The 18,515-nt window shown below is 63.4% G+C and carries 17 protein-coding genes and 1 tRNA gene; 6 read left to right on the top strand and 12 right to left on the bottom strand.

Features of this window, described 5'->3' with window-relative positions; translation table 11 throughout:
- Positions 1–4: 4 nt before the first annotated feature.
- Both moaA and B7449_RS07645 read right to left on the bottom strand, forming a co-directional pair.
- Positions 5–1,036: a GTP 3',8-cyclase MoaA gene (moaA, locus tag B7449_RS07650; RefSeq protein WP_039734254.1), complete on the bottom strand. Its 1,032-nt coding sequence runs from the start codon at positions 1,034–1,036 to the stop codon at positions 5–7.
- A gap of 11 nt (positions 1,037–1,047) precedes the next feature.
- A complete protein-coding gene (locus B7449_RS07645; protein WP_048883539.1) occupies positions 1,048–1,269 on the bottom strand; it encodes a DUF3553 domain-containing protein in 222 nt (73 codons plus the stop codon).
- 30 nt (positions 1,270–1,299) lie between these two features.
- Here B7449_RS07645 and B7449_RS19725 point away from each other — a divergent pair, with 30 nt between their 5' ends.
- Positions 1,300–1,533: a hypothetical protein gene (locus B7449_RS19725; protein ID WP_141654709.1), complete on the top strand. Its 234-nt coding sequence runs from the start codon at positions 1,300–1,302 to the stop codon at positions 1,531–1,533.
- On the opposite strand, the gene pgmG is transcribed toward B7449_RS19725, so the two are convergent.
- The 3 genes from pgmG to B7449_RS07630 form a co-directional block, all read right to left on the bottom strand.
- Positions 1,527–2,936 (bottom strand): phosphoglucomutase/phosphomannomutase PgmG, encoded by a 1,410-nt coding sequence (gene pgmG / locus B7449_RS07640; RefSeq protein ID WP_039734253.1) that lies wholly within the window; start codon positions 2,934–2,936, stop codon positions 1,527–1,529. The genes B7449_RS19725 and pgmG overlap by 7 nt on opposite strands.
- Positions 2,933–3,802: a UTP--glucose-1-phosphate uridylyltransferase GalU gene (gene galU, locus B7449_RS07635; RefSeq protein WP_029329297.1), complete on the bottom strand. Its 870-nt coding sequence runs from the start codon at positions 3,800–3,802 to the stop codon at positions 2,933–2,935. Before galU ends, pgmG begins: the two co-directional genes overlap by 4 nt.
- A 443-nt stretch (positions 3,803–4,245) precedes the next feature.
- Positions 4,246–4,331 (bottom strand) — tRNA-Leu (locus B7449_RS07630).
- Between the two features lie 60 nt (positions 4,332–4,391).
- Between B7449_RS07630 and lipB the strand changes: the two genes are divergently transcribed.
- Entirely contained in the window at positions 4,392–5,102 is a 711-nt protein-coding gene (lipB, locus tag B7449_RS07625; RefSeq protein WP_039733502.1) for a lipoyl(octanoyl) transferase LipB, read from the top strand.
- Positions 5,103–5,105: 3 nt separating this feature from the next.
- On the opposite strand, the gene B7449_RS07620 is transcribed toward lipB, so the two are convergent.
- Positions 5,106–5,732: a LolA family protein gene (locus B7449_RS07620; protein WP_039733501.1), complete on the bottom strand. Its 627-nt coding sequence runs from the start codon at positions 5,730–5,732 to the stop codon at positions 5,106–5,108.
- Positions 5,729–6,043 carry a BolA family protein gene (locus B7449_RS07615; RefSeq protein ID WP_039733500.1) on the bottom strand — a complete coding sequence of 105 codons (315 nt, stop codon included), beginning with the start codon at positions 6,041–6,043 and terminating at the stop codon, positions 5,729–5,731. The genes B7449_RS07620 and B7449_RS07615 overlap by 4 nt, the downstream gene beginning before the upstream one ends.
- Positions 6,044–6,122: 79 nt before the next feature.
- On the opposite strand from B7449_RS07615, the gene B7449_RS07610 reads away from it, so the two are divergent.
- From B7449_RS07610 to B7449_RS07600, 3 genes are all read left to right on the top strand, one after another.
- Positions 6,123–6,752, top strand: a complete 630-nt coding sequence (locus tag B7449_RS07610; protein ID WP_039735378.1) for a J domain-containing protein — start codon at positions 6,123–6,125, stop codon at positions 6,750–6,752.
- A 149-nt stretch (positions 6,753–6,901) separates the two neighbouring features.
- Positions 6,902–7,927, top strand: coding sequence for a cobaltochelatase subunit CobS (gene cobS, locus B7449_RS07605; protein WP_039735383.1), 1,026 nt, complete (start codon positions 6,902–6,904; stop codon positions 7,925–7,927).
- A gap of 18 nt (positions 7,928–7,945) precedes the next feature.
- Positions 7,946–9,841 (top strand): cobaltochelatase CobT-related protein, encoded by a 1,896-nt coding sequence (locus B7449_RS07600; protein ID WP_039735377.1) that lies wholly within the window; start codon positions 7,946–7,948, stop codon positions 9,839–9,841.
- A gap of 161 nt (positions 9,842–10,002) precedes the next feature.
- On the opposite strand, the gene B7449_RS07595 is transcribed toward B7449_RS07600, so the two are convergent.
- Together B7449_RS07595 and B7449_RS07590 are read right to left on the bottom strand one after the other, a co-directional pair.
- The gene (locus B7449_RS07595; RefSeq protein WP_039735374.1) at positions 10,003–11,436 is read right to left on the bottom strand and encodes a pyridoxal phosphate-dependent decarboxylase family protein; all 1,434 of its coding nucleotides are present in this window, start codon (positions 11,434–11,436) and stop codon (positions 10,003–10,005) included.
- Positions 11,437–11,536: 100 nt separating this feature from the next.
- Positions 11,537–12,493: a bile acid:sodium symporter family protein gene (locus B7449_RS07590; RefSeq protein ID WP_039735373.1), complete on the bottom strand. Its 957-nt coding sequence runs from the start codon at positions 12,491–12,493 to the stop codon at positions 11,537–11,539.
- 89 nt (positions 12,494–12,582) lie between these two features.
- Here B7449_RS07590 and B7449_RS07585 point away from each other — a divergent pair, with 89 nt between their 5' ends.
- Positions 12,583–13,515, top strand: a complete 933-nt coding sequence (locus B7449_RS07585; protein WP_039735372.1) for a hypothetical protein — start codon at positions 12,583–12,585, stop codon at positions 13,513–13,515.
- Positions 13,516–13,656: 141 nt separating this feature from the next.
- Here the strand turns inward: B7449_RS07585 and B7449_RS07580 are convergent, their stop codons facing one another.
- From B7449_RS07580 to B7449_RS07570, 3 genes are all read right to left on the bottom strand, one after another.
- On the bottom strand, positions 13,657–14,550 hold the full coding sequence (locus B7449_RS07580; protein ID WP_039735370.1) for an alpha/beta fold hydrolase: 894 nt from the start codon (positions 14,548–14,550) through the stop codon (positions 13,657–13,659).
- 160 nt (positions 14,551–14,710) lie between these two features.
- On the bottom strand, positions 14,711–18,193 hold the full coding sequence (gene mfd, locus B7449_RS07575) for a transcription-repair coupling factor (RefSeq protein ID WP_039735369.1): 3,483 nt from the start codon (positions 18,191–18,193) through the stop codon (positions 14,711–14,713).
- Positions 18,190–18,501, bottom strand: a complete 312-nt coding sequence (locus B7449_RS07570) for an FAD assembly factor SdhE (protein ID WP_010507900.1) — start codon at positions 18,499–18,501, stop codon at positions 18,190–18,192. The genes mfd and B7449_RS07570 overlap by 4 nt, the downstream gene beginning before the upstream one ends.
- Positions 18,502–18,515 lie beyond the last annotated feature (14 nt).

Below are 18,515 nucleotides of genomic sequence, written 5' to 3'. Positions count from 1 at the left end.
GCCCTTATCCGCCGGTGACACTCATGTGCCGTGTGACCCGGGCGGGATCATCGGCATTGCGGCCGATCAGGAAGTCATGCCCGCGCGGTTTGCGCAGGATGGCGGCACGGACGTGATCCATCATGTCCATGTCATCCGCCCCGGCGCGGAGCGGCGCGCGCAGGTCGGTCGATCCTTCATGCCCGAGGCAGGTATACAGCCGCCCCGTGCAGGACAGGCGGACACGGTTGCAGCTTTCGCAGAAATTATGGGTCATGGGCGTGATGAAGCCGATCCTGCGTCCCGTTTCGGCAATGCGGACATACCGTGCGGGGCCGCCGGTGCGGTAGGATAGCGGTTCCAGCGTCCAGCGCTGCTGCAGGTCACGGCGCACATCCGACAAAGGCAGGTAATGGTCGGTCCGGTCCTCGCCCGTCTCGCCCATGGGCATGGTCTCGATCAGGCACAGATCCGCGCCGATTTCGCCACACCATGCAATCAGGGTGTCGAATTCATCCGCGTTTATCCCCGCCATGGCCACGGTGTTGATGCGGATGTCCAGTCCCGCTTCCCGTGCTGCGCGGATGCCGTCCAGCGTACGGGCAAGGTTGCCGCGCCGGGTAATGCGTGCGAACCGGCCGGGATCAAGGGAATCCAGGCTGACATTGACCCGCCGCACGCCACATGCGCGCAGCCCGTCGGCAAATTCGGCCAGTCGGCTGGCATTGGTGGTCAGGGTCAGTTCATCCAGCCCGGCCTGTCCGTCCGGTCGGCCCAGCCATCCGCCCATTTCGCGGAAAAAACCCATGACATCGCGCCGCACCAGCGGCTCGCCCCCCGTCACGCGCAGCCTGCGCACGCCGTGCCGGATGAAGGACGCGCACAGCCGGGCCAGTTCATCCAGCGACAGGATCTCGGCCTTTGGCAGGAAGGACATGTCTTCGGACATGCAGTAGATGCAGCGCATGTCACACCGGTCCGTGACCGATACGCGCAGGTAAGTCAGCAGACGACCATAGGAATCAGGTAACGGGGCAGCCAGCAATGCGGTATTCATGCAGCTCTCCCTTATGACAGCACGGTCAGTTGCACGACCGTGGCATCAACCAGAACCTTGCCAGCATGGGGAAACATGACCGTTACCCGGTGCCCGATGGCGGACTGCACCTGCCCTTCGCCCCATTCCGGGTGATCGGGATGGCTTACGAGTTGCCCCGGCACAAGAAATGAACGGAAGGAAGGGGTGGCCATTATATCGCGCGGTTCCTGCATGGGGGTCATGACCGGCATATCGGACCGGTGCGGGTCTTATTAAACCCCATGGCCCGGCATTCAACAAAAAAACCGCCTGCGCCGGATATATCCACCCCTGTCATGCGGACGCAGGGACTGTTTGAAAATAACTCATTGATGGGAAAAATAAAAATTTGGGGATGCCGGCTTTTTTGCAAAAAGCTTCATCAAAAACATCCTTTGATTTTAAAGCGCTATCATGGGCTGACTGTTCAGACGGTCTTTACAGAAGGACGTTTTTGCCAAGGCGACGTTCAATGAGGTGCGGCCTGATCGGAAAAATCGGGCAGCGTCACGCCAGATCGCGTCAGCTGCGCCGAAAGCGTCGCCATCAGCCGGTCCAGCGCCGCCTGTGTCGTCCCTTCCGCCCGGGCGACAAGGGAGGCCTGCGTATTGGATGCGCGCAGCAGCCACCAGCCATCCGGCGTGCTGACACGCACGCCATCAATATCGCAGACAGTGGCGCCAGCCTGTTCCAGTCGGATGGCGACTTCCGCAATCACGTCGAATTTGCGTGTATCGGGACAGGCAAAGCGCAGTTCGGGGGTGGAAACAGTGTGGGGTAATGCACGTCGTACCGTCGAGAGCGGACCGTCCAGCCGGGAGACGACATCCAGCAGCCGGAGCGCGGCATACAGCGCGTCGTCAAATCCGTACCACCTGTCGGCAAAGAAGATATGCCCCGACATCTCGCCCGCCAGCAATGCACCGGTTTCGGCCATTCTTGTCTTCATCTGTGAATGGCCGGATTTCCACATGCAGGGCTGGCCGCCGCTACGCGCGATTTCATCAAATACCACCTGACTGGTCTTGATGTCGGCAATGACGGTTGCGCCGGGGTGGTCACGCAGCATGTCGCGCGCGAGGATCAGCAGAAGCTGGTCCGCCCACAGGATTTCGCCCGTATCATCCACCACGCCCAGACGGTCCGCATCCCCGTCAAAGGCAATGCCAAGGTCTGCCCCGTCCTGACGGACGGCCGCGATCAGCTGCCGCAGGTTTGCGGGAATGGTCGGGTCAGGATGATGGGCGGGGAAATGGCCGTCAATCGCGGCGTTCAGTACGCGGTGGCGTCCTGGCAGGCGCCTGACCAGAAGCGACAGGACATCGCCTGCGGCCCCGTTGCCGCAATCCCATATGACATTCAGCGGGCGGGTATCGCCCCCACGGTCGCGCAGCAGGCGGTCGATATACGCGCCTTTTACATCCAGCGCGCGGGTCGTGCCGGGTTTATGCGTGCCGACATCGCCCGTGGCGGCCATCTGCCCCAGCATCTGGATATGTGGACCGAAGAATGGCCTGTTGGCCAGTACGAGCTTGAAACCGTTATGGTCAGGCGGGTTATGGCTGCCCGTGACCATGATCGCCCCATCCGCATTCAGCCGGGCAGAGGCGAAATACAGCATGGGTGTGGGACCGCAGCCAATGCGGACCACGTCCATGCCGGACGCCACGGCCCCCTCCACCAGGGCATGTTCGAGGGAGGGGGACGAAAGGCGTCCGTCATATCCGATGACGACAGTACTGCCGCCATCACCGGCCACGATGTTACCAAACGTGCGGCCGATGGCATACGCGTCTTCCGGGCTGATCGTTCTGCCGACCGTCCCGCGGATGTCATATTCCCGCAGGCTGGTCGGATCAAAACGGTGCCGGAAGATCACTTGTACTTCGTAAGGAATTCACGCACGCCCGGCGCCAGTTCTTCACGCTCCAGCGCGAAGGCAATCTGCGCTTCCAGGAAGCCGATCTTGCTGCCGCAGTCGAAACGCTTGCCTTCGTAGCGATAGCCGTGGAACGGCACGTGGCCGATTGTCTTGGCCATGGCGTCGGTCAGCTGCACTTCGCCACCGGCACCCTTTTCCAGCTTGGCAAGGTGCTTCAGCACATCGGCGGTCAGCACGTAACGGCCAATGACGGACAGGGTGGACGGCGCGTCCTTCGGGTCGGGCTTTTCAACCAGGCCCTTGACCTCGACGGTCTTGCCATCGTCCTTGCCGACATCAAGGATGCCGTAGCTGCCGGTCTGCTCACGCGGGACTTCGGTCACGGCCAGAACGTTGCCGCCGGTCTTGTTATAGACTTCAACCAGCTGGCCGATGCACGACTTCTTGCTCTGCACCACGTCATCGGGCAGCAGGATGGCGAACGGGTCGTTGCCGATGAATTCACGTGCGCACCAGATGGCGTGGCCCAGGCCCAGCGGTTCCTGCTGGCGCACGGACAGCATGGAACCCGGGGTGACGCGGGTGGCTTCCAGCGCCTTCAGCGCGGAGGCCTTCTTGCGGGCCTTCAGCGTGTCTTCCAGCTCGTAGGAAATATCGAAATAGTCGATCAGGGAGTCCTTGCCCCGGCTGGAAACGAGGCAGAATTCCTCGATCCCTGCTTCGCGTGCTTCATCGATTGCATACTGGATCAGCGGACGGTCGACGACGGTCAGCATTTCCTTGGGCACGCACTTGGTTGCGGGCAGAAAGCGCGTTCCAAGACCGGCAACCGGCAATACGGCTTTTTTAAGGGGCTTAATCACTAATATTTACCTCAAGATGCATGACAGAAACAGGCAATACCGACTGATGCCCCGTTTCCATAATGAAAACAGGTAACAGGGTGTTACCAGATGGCAATGATGTAGCGTGCTTTATCAGGACCAAACATGATTTAAATCACGATTCCTCCAGCACGCCAGCACCCGCTGCCGATATGACACCTTTTGTAACCATTCGCGCAGTGCGTCAGGTTGCCTGTGGATGTTCATATCATCTGAGGTAGATACCTGCCGTTTATGCGGAAATATTGTGACTTTTTTATGACATAAGGCATCCGGCCCCATGTCGCCCCTGCATGCCACATGTGTGAAGCTGGCCATTTTCCGACTGCGGGACGCCTGCCGTCCATAGACGCAGGTACGCACGGACAGCCTGCCCCGATGGGGGAGGTGGACCGTTTCGCCAATTTTCAGGAAAATCAGGTTGGTGCGGCCAAGAAGACTCGAACTTCCACGGGGTTTCCCCCACAAGCACCTCAAGCTTGCGCGTCTACCATTCCGCCATGGCCGCAACGTGACAACGATGATCGACTGGGCGATACCGTCATGACGATGAAGGGGCGTATAACCGATGGAAGGCCCGTGGGCAATGACTGAAAACGAGTTTTTATGGCACAGGGCGGCAAATCTGGTGCCCTACCCCACCGCGCTGGCGGAAATGGAGGCTCAGGCCCGTGGCATACGCGACGGCAGCCTGCCTGAACGCGTCTGGCTGCTGGAGCACCCCCCCACCTATACTGCAGGGACATCGGCCAAGGATTCGGACCTGTTCAACCCGCGTGGCTATCCCACCTACCCCGCCGGGCGCGGCGGGCAGTGGACGTATCACGGGCCGGGGCAGCGGGTGGCCTATGCCATGCTGGACCTGACCCGGGCGCACGGCATGGCGCCAGCGCGCGACCTGCGGGCCTATGTTCACACGCTGGAAGAATGGATCATCCGTACATTGCGCCGGTTTGGCGTGGCCGGTGAACGCCGCGCGGATCGCATCGGGGTCTGGGTAGTCGATCCCGCCACGGGGCGCGAGGAAAAGATCGCGGCCATTGGCGTGCGTGTCTCGCGCTGGGTCAGCTGGCATGGAATCGCGATCAACGTCGCCCCTGACCTCAGCGATTTTGGCGGAATCGTGCCCTGCGGCATCAGCGAATACGGCGTCACCAGCCTGGCGAAGCTGGGAAAGGCCATCAGCATGGACGAAGTTGACGCGGCCCTTGCGGCCACGTGGCCCGAATGCTTCGGCCCGATTCCCGGCACGCTGGGGGGCGGCCCACGCGCCGGGTAACGTCTAGTTGCTGGCCGACAGGGTAAACATCGCGTCAGGCCATGACTGGCCGCTGACTGAGGTGTCGGTCAGGTCGAGGCGGATGTGCTGGCGTTCCACATCCGTCATCTCGATCACCAGCAGCGACAGCCTGCCGCCGATATCGGAAAAGCCAAGCGTCAGGATCCCCTGTGATTCGCTGTCGCGCCGCGCCAGCGAAACCTGCAGGCTGTTCTGCCCGTGCTGCACCGCCGTCACCGCGATCTGTCCCGACAGGCGCACGGGCTGTTCCAGCAGCAGGCCAAGCGGCTGGTGGCCCAGCGACATGCGGGTGACCGATTCGCGGCGGTGGTCCACGAACAGAAGGTGCCCGCTGGCCGCAACCAGCTTCATCGATCCCGGCGTTTCGTAATCCAGCCGCAGGCGGCCCGGATCGTAATGCATGACCCCCTGCCCCTTTCCGCCATCGGGCCATGTCTGAACGAAATTGGCCTGCAGCCCGTTCGAGGTATTGAGATAGGCCTCGACCCGCGCGATGTCCGCCTGCTGGTCGGGCGCCTGCTGCACGGGGGCGCCGGCGCATGCGGCCAGCAGGGTCAGCAGGCCGCCCATCATCAGCCGCCGCGTGGCGAAGGGAAAGGCGGGCTTCATGCCGCGTCCATCCGGGCCTGTTCGTGTGGCGTGCGCAGCACGAGCGACAGGGCATGCATGCCGCCCGCGAACTCTTCCGCCAGAAGGTCATGCACCATGCGCGATCGCTGCACCCGGCCCATCTGGTCGAATGCAGGGCTGACAATCAGCACGTTGTAGTGGCTTTCCCCCGCCTGTACGCCATTATCGCGCACATGGACGTGATGGGCGTGGCGGGCGCTGTCGTCATGTATGCGCAGTTCCACAGGGGCGAGATGTTCGCGTATGATGCGTTCGATCCGTCCGGCCCGGCCGGTTGCTTGCTGTTCCATTGGCGGCTCCATGATAGCGGGATCATTCATTGCACAGCTTCGCTCTTGCACGAAGCATGAACAGGCGCACATAACGACAATGATGAAGAGAAGGAACACCCGGCATCGCGCCTTTGACCCCGAACCCGACGCGCCTGACCGCTGCTGTGACATGCATGGCTGCGACCAGCCGGCGGGTTATCGCGCCCCGCGTTCGCGCGATGCGCTGAACAAGTATTTCTGGTTCTGCCTCCAGCATGTCCGGGAATACAACGCGAACTGGGACTTCTACCGCGGCATGACCCCCGGCCAGATCGAGGCGCATATCCGTGCCGATACGTCATGGAACCGGCCATCATGGAAACTGGGACAGGGCAGCGCCGCCCATGCCTTCAGCGAGGAGGAGGTGCTTGACCCGCTCGACCTGCTGAAGGGCGCTGCAAAGGCGCGTGCACGAAGCCGTGCGCGCCAGCGGCGGGAAGAAGACAGCCGGGCGGAGGCACCGCAGGCGCTGAAATACCCGCTGGGCGTGCTGGACCTTGGCTGGCCGGTGTCCATGGACGAACTCAAGACCCGGTACAAGGACCTTGCGCGCCGGCACCATCCCGACACCAACGGGGGGGACCGCAAGGCGGAAGAACGGTTCAAGGGCATCAATATCGCCTATGCCACGGTGCGTGCCCACCTTGTCGCCACCGCCGGGCGCGATGGCATGGCCCGCAGCGCCTGACGGGCCACCCGCCTGAACTCACAGGGGGGCGCGGAAACCGTGCACTGGCTGATCGTTACAGGTCAGCCTATACTCCATGACCCGATATGCCGCGCCCTGCGCCGTCATGGCGGGCCAGAACAGATGAAGCGACGGACGAGAAAAAGCAGATGAACGAACCCGCAGACCTGATAACCGCCGCAGCGGACGCCAATGGCGCGCCGCTTCCCGATATTTCGGCCGTGTCCGCCCCTGACCTGCAGGTTTCGGCGCGGGACGTGTTCGGTATCGACAGCGACATGAAGGTGCCCGCCTTCTCGGTCCGGACCGATCATGTGCCCGACATCGACCCGTCCTACAAATTCGACCATGACACCACTCTGGCCATCCTTGCTGGGTTTGCCTTCAACCGTCGCGTCATGGTCCAGGGCTATCACGGCACGGGCAAGTCATCCCATATCGAGCAGGTCGCGGCGCGGCTGAACTGGCCCAGCGTGCGCATCAACCTTGACAGCCATATCTCGCGTATCGACCTGATCGGCAAGGACGCGATCGTGCTGAAAGACGGCCAGCAGATCACCGAATTCCGCGAAGGCCTGCTGCCATGGGGGCTGCAGCACCCCTGCGCGCTGGTGTTTGACGAATACGATGCCGGTCGTCCCGACGTGATGTTCGTGATCCAGCGCGTTCTGGAAATCGAGGGGCACCTGACGCTTCTTGACCAGAACCGCGTGATCCGCCCGCATCCCTTCTTCCGCCTGTTCGCGACCGCCAATACGGTCGGCCTGGGCGATACCACGGGGCTGTACCATGGCACGCAGCAGATCAACCAGGGCCAGATGGACCGCTGGAACATTGTCACCACGCTGAATTACCTGCCCCATGCGCAGGAAACGGCCATCGTGCTGGCCAAGATGGGCATCGACCCCAAAAAGGACGAAGCCGGGCGCAGGCGGGTGGAAAGCATGGTCGCACTGGCGGACCTGACGCGTTCAGGCTTCATTGCAGGGGATATTTCCACCGTCATGTCGCCGCGCACGGTCATAAGCTGGGCCGAGAACTATCGTATCTTCAACGATCTTGCCTTCGCATTCCGCGTTACCTTCCTCAACAAATGTGACGAGGCGGAGCGCCCGACGGTGGCGGAATATTACCAGCGCTGCTTCAACGCCAGTCCGCTGGCGCCCAGAGGCTGATGACAGGGCAGGCACGGCATGCGTGAAAACCGGAAAAAACCTCCTACCCCACAGGCCGGGCAGGACGCCCGTCGGGCCGAAGGCTTCAAGCGCGCGACGGTTGGCGCCGTACGCGCGCTGGGCGGCCACGCACAGGCCGAGGTCTCGTTCCTCAACGGGCCGGTGCCGTCCGGGGCGTCGGTTACCGGCACGCATGTCCGCCTGCCCCAGCCCTCGCGGCAGATGACGGATGCGGACATGACCCGCATGCGCGGCGCGGCCGATTCCGCCGCCCTGCGCCTGCGCCATCATGACGTGGCGCTTCATGCCAGCGCCATGCCCCCCGCGGGCGAAGCGCGCGAAGTGTATGATGTGCTGGAACAGGCGCGTGTCGAAAGCCTTGGGGCGCGTCACATGGCAGGTGTCGCCGCCAACCTTGATGCCCGCCTGGCGCAGGAATGCGCGGATATGGGGCTGGACCGCCTGTCCAGCCACACAAAGCTGCCCACGCCGCTTGCCCTCGGCCTGCTTGCGCGTGAGCGGATGTCCGGCCGTCCCCTGCCCGCATCCATGCGTGCCCTTATGAATGCGTGGTCCGATGATCTGCCGCCTGCCGCCCTGCGGGCGCTGGATGAAATGGTGGCGCGTCAGGACAGCCAGCATGATTTCGCGCAGGCCGCGCGCAGGCTGCTTATGGCATGCGACCTGATGCAGCAGGAAACCACGCCCGATGAGGCGGCCGACGATGGCACGGCCGAAGCGGAGGCCGCCAGCAGCGAGGACGAGGAACAGACAGACGACGCGACGCCCGAACCACAGGACGAAGGGCCGGAGGAAGACGACAATTCCCTGCCCATGCAGATGTCCCAAGGCACGGGTGCTGGTGATGAAGACCCCGATGACGGGGAGCAGGGCGGATCGGCCAGCGGGTCGGAAGAAGCGGGCGGCCCGGGTGAGGACGCGGCGGAAGAGGAAGACGTTCCCCCGTCCTATCATGCATTCACCACCGTGTATGACGAGGAAATCGCCGCCGAAGACCTGTGCGATGCGGAAGAACTGTTCCGCCTGCGCCAGACGCTGGACCAGCAGCTTGTCAGCATGCAGGGCGTGGTGTCCAAGCTGGCCAACCGGTTGCAGCGCAAGCTTATGGCGCAGCAGACGCGGGCGTGGGAATTCGACCTTGAAGAGGGGATGCTTGACGCAGGCCGCCTGTCGCGCATCGTGGTCAATCCCATGCTGTCCCTGTCGTACAAGCGCGAACGCGATACCGATTTCCGTGATACGGTCGTCACCCTGCTGATCGACAATTCGGGGTCCATGCGCGGGCGGCCGATTTCAGTGGCCGCCATGTGTGGCGATATCCTTGCCCGCACGCTGGAACGCTGCGCTGTGAAGGTGGAAGTGCTGGGCTTTACCACCCGTGCGTGGAAAGGGGGGCGCAGCCGGGAGCTGTGGACGCAGGAAGGCAAGCCCGAAAATCCCGGGCGGCTGAATGACCTGCGGCATATCATCTACAAGGCCGCCGACATGCCGTGGCGGCGCGCACGGCGCAATCTTGGTCTGATGCTGCGCGAAGGGCTGCTGAAGGAAAACATTGATGGCGAGGCCCTGCTGTGGGCGCAGCGGCGTCTGGCCACGCGTGCGGAAGGCAGGCGTATCCTTATGGTGATTTCCGATGGCGCGCCGGTGGATGACAGTACGCTGTCGGCCAATCCGGGATCATATCTGGAAAATCACCTGCGCGAGGTCATCGCACATATTGAAAACCGCACCAGTACCGAACTGCTGGCCATTGGCATCGGCCATGACGTGACACGGTATTACCGCCGTGCCGTGACCATTACCGACCCCGAGGAACTGGGCGGCACGATGATGAAGAAGCTGTCCGAACTGTTTGAGGAAGAAGCCACGCGCGGCCGCAGGCGCGGCGGTTAGGCCCCTGCCCCGCCCCGGTTCATGGGGGGCTTTTTTAAGCCTGCCTGCGGAATGCCCTGAAAAGAAGTTTCTGGTGCAGCTTTTTTCAAAAAGCTTCGGAAAGCGCCACCTTTTTGAAAAAAGGCGGCGTCCAGAAATCCTATTTTTCTGTCAACAGCATTTTAGCCCGCCGTCAGCCTGCGGTCCGCAAGGTCCAGCAGCGCGTCCAGCATGTGATCCACATCCACATTGGTTGTGCGGTGGTTGACGATGGCCGCGCGGATGGCCTTGTGCCCGTTGATGATGGTGGTCGAAGGGGCCGCGATCCCGCTTTCATGCAGGTCCTTCACCACCTCCCCGTTGAAATGGTCAAGGTCGGACACGGGGGCGATGATGCGGAAGCACACGATGTTCAGCGTAACCGGGGCCAGCAGTTCCAGGCGTGGATTGGCCTTGATACGTGTGGCAAGGTGCCGGGCGATGGCGCAGCAGTTGGCGATCATCCGGCCCATGCCATCCGCGCCATAGGTGCCCAGCGTCATCCACACCTTTAGCGCGCGGAAACCACGTGACAGGTCGGGGCCGAGGTCGCAGTACCATGGCGCATTGGTGGCAAGGCCCCGGTCCTCACGCGCAAGGTAGGCGCGCGACTGCGCGAAGGCCGCGGCCTGCGCACCGGGGCGGCGGACAAGGATGCAGCCCGCGTCGTACTGCACCTGCGCCCATTTATGGAAATCGAAGGCCACGCTGTCCGCGCGTTCCAGTCCGCGCAGGCCGGGCCGCAGCGTATCGGACAGCATGGCCAGTGCGCCGAATGCGCCGTCGACATGGAACCAGATCTTTTCACGCGCCGCGATATCGGCCAGGGCGCTCAGGTCGTCGATCGCCCCGGTATCCACCGTGCCTGCCGTGCCGATCACCATGAACGGTTCCAGCCCCGCCGCGCGGTCGAGGGCAATGGCACGCTCCAGTTCAGGCAGGATCATGCGGTTGTCTGCATCCACCGGGATCACGCGCAGCGCGTTGGTGCCAAGGCCGGTCAGGTCGAACGCCCGTGAAATACAGCCATGCGCGGTCGCGGCGGCATATCCCGCCAGCCTGCGCGTGCCCACGCCCTCTGCCCGCATGTCCAGCCCGTCGGGCACGGCGCGGCTGGCAGTAATGACGGCAATCATGTTCGCCATGGACGACCCGGTCACCAGCAGCCCTGTGGTGGTGTCGGGAAAGCCGCACATTTCCGCAGCCCAGCGGATGACCTCGCGTTCGACCTCGATCGGGGCATGGTCGCGGCCGCCGCAATTTGCGTTCAGCCCGCCAACCAGCAGTTCCGACAGCATGCCAACTGCCGTGCCCCCGCCATGCACCCAGCCCATGAAACCGGGATGCACGTTGCCGGTGGAATAGGGTTCGACCAGTTCACGAAAACGGGCGTACAGCGCTTCCGGCGGGGTGGGATCATGCGGCAGGCCGGTGCGAAGCCGCGCACGCAGCGCGTCGGGCATGGGTTGCCAGACCGGGCGGTCACGCAGGGTGGACAGGCGGTCGATCATGTCGTCCACCATCTGATGGCCCAGGGCGCGCAGCCCATCCCAGTTGTCCGGATCCAGTCCTGTCATCTCTCTCCACCATATCCTGCGGTTGCAAGGCCCATCTGGCCTGTCTGGCGTGCCCTACATACCGGGCCGCGCGTGTGGGCGCGAGGGGGAAAGGATGCAATCAGTCTCCATCCCCTTCCGCGCCCATGCGTCGCGCCAGGGTGGCGCATACGAAAAGCTGGACCTGATGGTAGATCATGAGTGGCATGACAATCAGTCCGACATCGCCGGGCGAAAACAGTACGCTGGCAATCGGAACGCCTGATGCCAGAGATTTCTTTGACCCGCAGAATATGATGGCGATCCGGTCGGCGCGGGGAAAGCGGCACAGTCGCCCCGCCAGCATGGTCAGCCCCAGCACGATCGCCAGCAGTCCGGCATCCACCAGCCCTACCCGGCCAAGCTGCAGCGGCGGCAGGCGGTGCCACAGCCCCTGCGTCACGGCCTCGCTAAAGGCGGTATAGACCACCACGAGGATCGATCCCCGGTCGGAAAAGGACAGCAGCTTCTTATGCCTGTGCGCCCATGCCCCGATCCATGGCTGGGCCACCTGCCCCGCGATGAAGGGGACCAGCAGCTGCAGCACGATGGGCGTGATCCCGCCGCCACCACCCGTGGCATGTCGGCCGAACACGATCCCCACCAGAAGTGGCGTCAGGAAAATGCCCAGTATGTTGGACAGCGTGGCCGAACAGATGGCGGCGGCCACATTGCCCCGTGCAATCGAGGTAAAGGCGATGGATGACTGTACTGTTGACGGCAGGCAGCACAGGAACAGCACGCCTGTCCACATGGACGCATCCAGCATGCCCGGCAGTGCAGCCTGCAGCGCCATGCCCAGCAGGGGAAACATGACAAACGTGCATGACAGGATGGCAAGATGGAGTCGCCATCCCAGCATTCCCTCCATGACCGCGCGACGGGACAGGCGCGCGCCCTGCAGGAAAAACATGTTCGCGATCATGATGATGGCAAGGATATTGAAAACCCTGACCCCATCCCCGCGACAGGGCAGCACGCTTGCCAGCGCCACGGTGGCCAGCAGGCAGGCAAGGAAGGAATCAATCCGGCGCAGCATGGCGGCGTGGGCGTGGCTGTTTCATCATGGCGGTGGGCATATCATACCCGATTGCATCCGGCGCGTAATCACGCCAACTTGTGCTGCAAATGAAGACATTACTCATCACCACCGCCCTCGCCGTCCTGTCCTGCATCGGGCCGGCCGGGGCCACGGCCCTGCCGGGCACATGTGGCCATGTGCAGGTGGGCAGCAGCCAGCCCCATGGCGATGGTGCCCTTGCCGGGCATGGCTACGACCTGTCGCTGGCGGGGGGTGTGGACCAGACATTCCATGCCACCGACATTGCGGCCAGTGGCACCGGGCTGCCCCCGCAGGCGTTGCGGGATATGGAGGACGTGGCCTCCCTCGTCATGCTGGCGACGCTGACGGGCCATCATTCACAGGGATGTTCGCAGGATTATTTCGTATCCGCCGCCACCCCGATCATGGAAGGACTGCGCGCGGGCCACAGCTATGACCTGACATGGCAGGGCGGCCTGCTGACCAGCGGCCAGACGAAACTGTCCTTCCGTCGCGCGCACCTGCATCTGGCGGGCGCCAGAAGCGACAGCGCTCCGGCCACGCTGACGCTGGAGACGCAGGGCATTGGCATAACCGGCACGCATAACACGCTGCTGGCCAGCGCCCTGCCGCAGCAGGCTGCGGCCAATGCATCCGTACCCGGCGAGTCACTGGTGCCGCTGGCCGCCGCCATTACCGGCCACCCGCCCGAAAACGTGCGCGTGCCGCTGCATGTGGCCTCCCTGACCGCGCAGCGCGGCGCCATGCAGATCACCGGCAATGGTGACGCCAATCTGACAGGCAATACCGACGCGTCATCTGCCACCGGCCATATACAGGTGCAGAACCTTGATGCCGTAATCGAGACCCTGCGCAATGCGGGTCAGACACGGGCCAGCGCCGCGTTGATCCTGGCCAAGCTGTTCGGGCACAAGGCGCCATCGGGCGGCACATCGTGGGATGTCAGCTGGGAGGGCGGGGTCATGACCGTCAACCATATTCCCCTTCCCATCCGCTAGGTCCCTGCCTGCGTGGCGTGCTGGTTCCGTCCCGTGGCCGGGACGCGGCATGCTGGCGCGCGTCTGGGGAATCATGAAGACGTTTTTGCTGAAGCTTTTTGAAAAAAAACCTTCCCGGACTGCCGCATACAGACCGTTTTTTCACCCATGCGGCGCGGCAAGGAAGGGTTCGACCGCCTGCAGGTACCGCCCGGGCTGTTCAATCGCTGGTCCGTGCCCGCATGCGGGGATCACGACCAGCCTTGCGCCGGGTATCCGTGCTGCGAAATCCTGCCCATCAGCCAGCGGTATGATCTGGTCGTCCTGTCCCCAGACCACAAGCGTCGGGATGGTGATGCGGGTCATCTGGTCATCCAGGAAGGTCGCGGGATCGTTGATGTTATGCAGCAGGCTGTCCTGTGTGTACTGCGTGCCTTCGGCAAGGCGGGTTTCAAAGGCGTTTTCCACCACCGCGTCGGTAATCAGGGCATGATTGTGGAACAGCGTACCCAGTCCGGTGCGCGTGCCTTCGATGGACAGGGCATGGCTGAAGGGCGGTGTTCCCTTGCTGAACAGGCTCCGGTGCCCGGCCGCATCGGTCAGCACCAGCTTTTCAGGGCGGGTCATGGCGGGATTGTTTTCCGCCTCGACGGCATACAGACCCGCAATCCAGCCACCCAGCGATTCACCGGCAAGCGTGAAATGCGTGACATGGCGGGCTTTCAGGAAGCCATCAAGCATATCCACCCATGTCTGCACCCCGTAGGCGATCATGGGTTTGGCCGACTGCCCGAAGCCAAGCTGGTCCATGGCCAGCACATGATAATGCCGGGCCAGTTCGGGAATGACCTTGCCCCAGTCGAAACGGGCATTGCTGCCCAGACCATGCACAAGAACCAGATCAGGTCCGTGCCCCGCTTCGATAAAGCGGATCGTCTGCCCATGCACCTGCACGGCCTGCATGGCATCGGCTGCCTGCGCGTGTGGCGCGGCGCATATCGCGCCACAGGCCAGCGCAAGGGCTGCCGTCAGGCGGCGTATCGTTTTGGGGACCATGTCATTCCATCCTTTTCCCTGCGCCACGGAAATGCCGTGGTTACGGACCTTACCCGTCAGGAAAATAGGGGATCGGATGCAGGTCGCCCACTAAAATCATACCGGAACAGCAATGACATGGCGGACACCCCTGCCCCGCGTGTTCAGGCGGCGTCCCGGCTTATGCCGGGATGCTTGTTTCCTCCCGCGCCAGCCGGACCAGCGCCGTCAGCACCTTGCGCGCCTGCGTGATGCGCTGGGCATTGGTCATTTCGCGTATGATCGCAAGCTTGTGGTCGGGACGCAGGCGGACATTGGCTTCCTTCTGCTTCGCAATCCATGCCACCAGTCCTGCCGGATTGGCGAAGGTATTGCCACGAAACTGGATGACCATGCCTTTCGGTCCGGCTTCCAGCCGTTCCACCCCGGCCTCGCGGCACATGCGCTTCAGGGTGACGACATCCAGCAGGTTGCGCACCTCATCAGGCAGCGTGCCGAAGCGGTCCACCAGCTCGGCTTCCATCGCCTCGACTTCCGCGTCATTGGCCAGGGCCGCGATACGGCGGTACAGGCCAAGGCGGACCGGCAGGTCGGTGACATAGGTATCGGGGATCAGCACCGGCAGGCCAAGGATGATGTTGGGCGTCCAGTCACGGTCCTGCAGCTTGCGCCGCCCTTTTTCCGTGCGCAGGTCGGCCACCGCGTCTTCCAGCATCTGCTGGTACAGCTCGATCCCGACCTCGCGGATATGCCCTGACTGTTCATCGCCCAGCAGGTTGCCCGCACCGCGCAGGTCAAGGTCGTGGGACGCCAGCGTGAAGCCCGCCCCCAGCGTATCCAGCGTCTGCATGACTTCCAGCCGCTTCTGTGCTGCGGCCGACAGCACATGCGTCTGGGGCCACGTAAGGTAGGCATAGCCGCGCTGCTTGCCACGCCCCACGCGCCCGCGCAGCTGGTAAAGCTGGCCAAGGCCGAACATGTCGGCGCGGTGGATGATCAGTGTGTTGACCGCTGGCATGTCCAGCCCGCTTTCCACGATGTTGGTGGACAGCAGGATGTCATATTTCCCGTCACTGAACTCGGTCATCACCCGTTCCAGCTCGGTCGGCGTCAGGCGGCCATGGGCCTGCACCAGCCGGGCATCGGGCACGATGTCATGCAGGCGCGCGGCCATGCGGTCCAGATCCTCGATACGCGGCACGACGCAGAAGACCTGCCCGCCACGGAAGCGTTCGCGCTGGATCGCCTCGCGGATCACCACGCTGTCGAACGGCATGATGAAGGTGCGCACCGCCAGCCGGTCGGTGGGCGGGGTGGCGATCAGGCTCATTTCCCGCACGCCGGTCAGGGCAAGCTGAAGCGTGCGCGGCAGAGGCGTGGCGGAGAGTGTCAGCACATGCACGTCCTCACGCAGCGCCTTCAGCTTTTCTTTATGCGCCACGCCAAAATGCTGTTCCTCATCGACGATCAGCAGGCCGAGATCGGCGAATTTGACCGTCTTGGCCAGCAGCGCATGCGTGCCGATCACGATGTTGACCGTGCCATCAGCCAGCCCCTTGCGCACGGCGGTGGCTTCCTTGCCTGTCACCATGCGCGAAAGCTGCGCCACCTTGACCGGCAGCCCGGCAAAGCGGGCGGAGAACGTGCGGTAATGCTGCCGCGCCAGGAGCGTGGTTGGCACCACAACCGCCACCTGCGCGCCTGACATGGCGGCAACAAAGGCGGCCCGCAGCGCAACTTCGGTCTTGCCAAAGCCCACGTCGCCACAGACCAGCCGGTCCATCGGCCTGCCCGACGCCATGTCATCCAGCACGTCGGCAATGGCGCGGGACTGGTCCTCGGTCTCAACAAAGGGGAAACGGGCGCAGAATTCATCCCACAGCCCGTCTTCGGGCGTAATGGCCGGGGCTTCGCGCAGGGCGCGGGCGGCGGCCGTGCGGATCAGTTCACCCGCCATGTCGCGGATGCGCTGCTTCATCTTCGCCTTGCGCGACTGCCATGATACGCCGCCCAGCCTGTCCAGCGCCACATGGGCCTGATCCGAACCGAAGCGGCTGAGCAGTTCGATATTCTCGACCGGCAGGAACAGCTTTTCATTGCCGTCATAGATCAGACGCAGGCAGTCATGGGGTGCGGTGCCCACGCCAATCGTCTCCAGCCCGTCATAGCGGCCAATGCCGTAATCCTGATGGACGATCAGGTCGCCTTCGGCAATTTCGGAGGCTTCGGATATGAACTGGTCCGCCTTCTTGCGGCGGCGCGGCGGGCGGGAAATCCGCTCGCCCAGCAGGTCCTGTTCAGATACGAAGGCCACGTTATCGGCCACGAAGCCGCGTTCCAGCCCCAGTGTCAGCAGCCCCACGGTGCCGGGATTCAGCTTCTGCGCGTCCTTCCATGTGGCGAATGTCTGGACTGGCAGGCGGTATTCACGCAGCAGCACGCCAATCCGCTCGCACGATCCCCGGCTCCATGCCGTGACATAGGCGCGCCTGCCCGTCTGGGACCATTCCTCCACCTTCGCGTGCAGCATGGGAAAGACGTTTTCACGTCCGTCGGTCACGGTTTTTGCGAACATCTGCCCCGGCCTGCCGCCTGCGTCCATGCCGGGCGCGCCATCGGGCTGGGCAAAGGGCATGAACACTACGGCCTTGCGGCCCGCGATCATCGCATCCCAGCCCTTGCGGTCGAGATACATGAGGTGCGGCGGCAGCGCGCGGTAGGGCACCTCGCCTTCCCGTGTCGGCTGCCTGCGGGCGTCGTAGTGGTCCGCGATCATTTCCAGCCGGGTGACCAGCACTTCTTCCGCCTGGTTGGCCAGCGATATGGATACGCCGGGCAGGTAGTCCACCAGCGTTTCCATCTGTTCATGAAACAGGGGCAGCCAGTGTTCCATTCCCGCATGCCGCCTGCCGTCCGATATGTGCTGGTACAGCGGATCATTGGCCGCGGCCGGGCCAAACAGGTCGCGCCAGCCGGTGCGGAAGCGTGAGATACTGGCGGGATCAAGGCTGAAATCCGCCACCGGCCGCATGGTCAGGCTGTCGATTTTCGCGGTCGAGCGCTGGGTGCCGGGGTCGAAGCGGCGGATGTTCTCCACCTCGTCGCCAAACAGGTCAAGGCGCACGGGTTCGCTGTCGCCTGCCGGGAAAATATCAAAAATGCCGCCACGGGTCGCGAACTCGCCCTGATCCATCACCGTGTCGGTGCGGTTGTAGCCATGTGCGATCAGCAGTTCCATCAGGAACGGCGCATCCAGGCTCTCACCCGTCTTTATGGTCATCGACTGGCCGTCAAAGGCCGTGCGAGGCGCCACGCGCTGCACCACGCCCATCACCGTGGTCAGCACGATGCGGGGCGTGGTGGCCTTTTCCAGCAGGCGGGTCAGCGTTGCCACCCGTTCCGCCACGATGGCGGGATTGGGGGAAACACGGTCATACGGCAGGCAGTCCCAGCCCGGAAAACGCAGGATTTCCGCCTTGGGCGCAATGAAGGCCAGCAGGTCCGCGATGCGCGCCATTGAGGCGTCATCGCGGCAGACATGCAGCACGGGGCCATCATGTTCCCCTGCCCTGCGCGCCAGCAGGAAAGCGTCATACCCATCCGGCACGCCCCATACGTGAAGCGGCGCGCCGGGTGCGAGTGAGAAACCTGCCGTATCGTTCATTTTCCGCCCCGGATCGCAGCAAGCCGCGCGGGGTCAGTGGCGTCGGCCATGATTTCCTTCATCATGGGGGTATTGAGTTCGTCCGGCACCGGGCGGCGGCCGCTCAGCCAGTCCGCAAGGTCGGCATCCGGCAGGTCCATCACCGCTTCCAGCGCATCAAGCTGGGCTTCGGTCATGCCTTCCAGCCGGGGGGCGACAAAGCCCCCGATCAGCACGTCGGTTTCGTGTGTGCCGCGATGTGTGGCGCGGTAATATATCTTGCGCCGTCGTGTATCGAGGCGCGAGAGATCAGGCGTTCTGGCTTCCATTGCGTTCCACCCAT

The sequence above is a fragment of the Komagataeibacter intermedius TF2 genome, assembly GCF_000964425.1.
Taxonomy (GTDB): domain Bacteria; phylum Pseudomonadota; class Alphaproteobacteria; order Acetobacterales; family Acetobacteraceae; genus Komagataeibacter; species Komagataeibacter intermedius.
The sequence above is the reverse complement of the archived record's forward strand: the minus strand, read 5'-3'. Positions and strand labels throughout refer to the sequence as shown.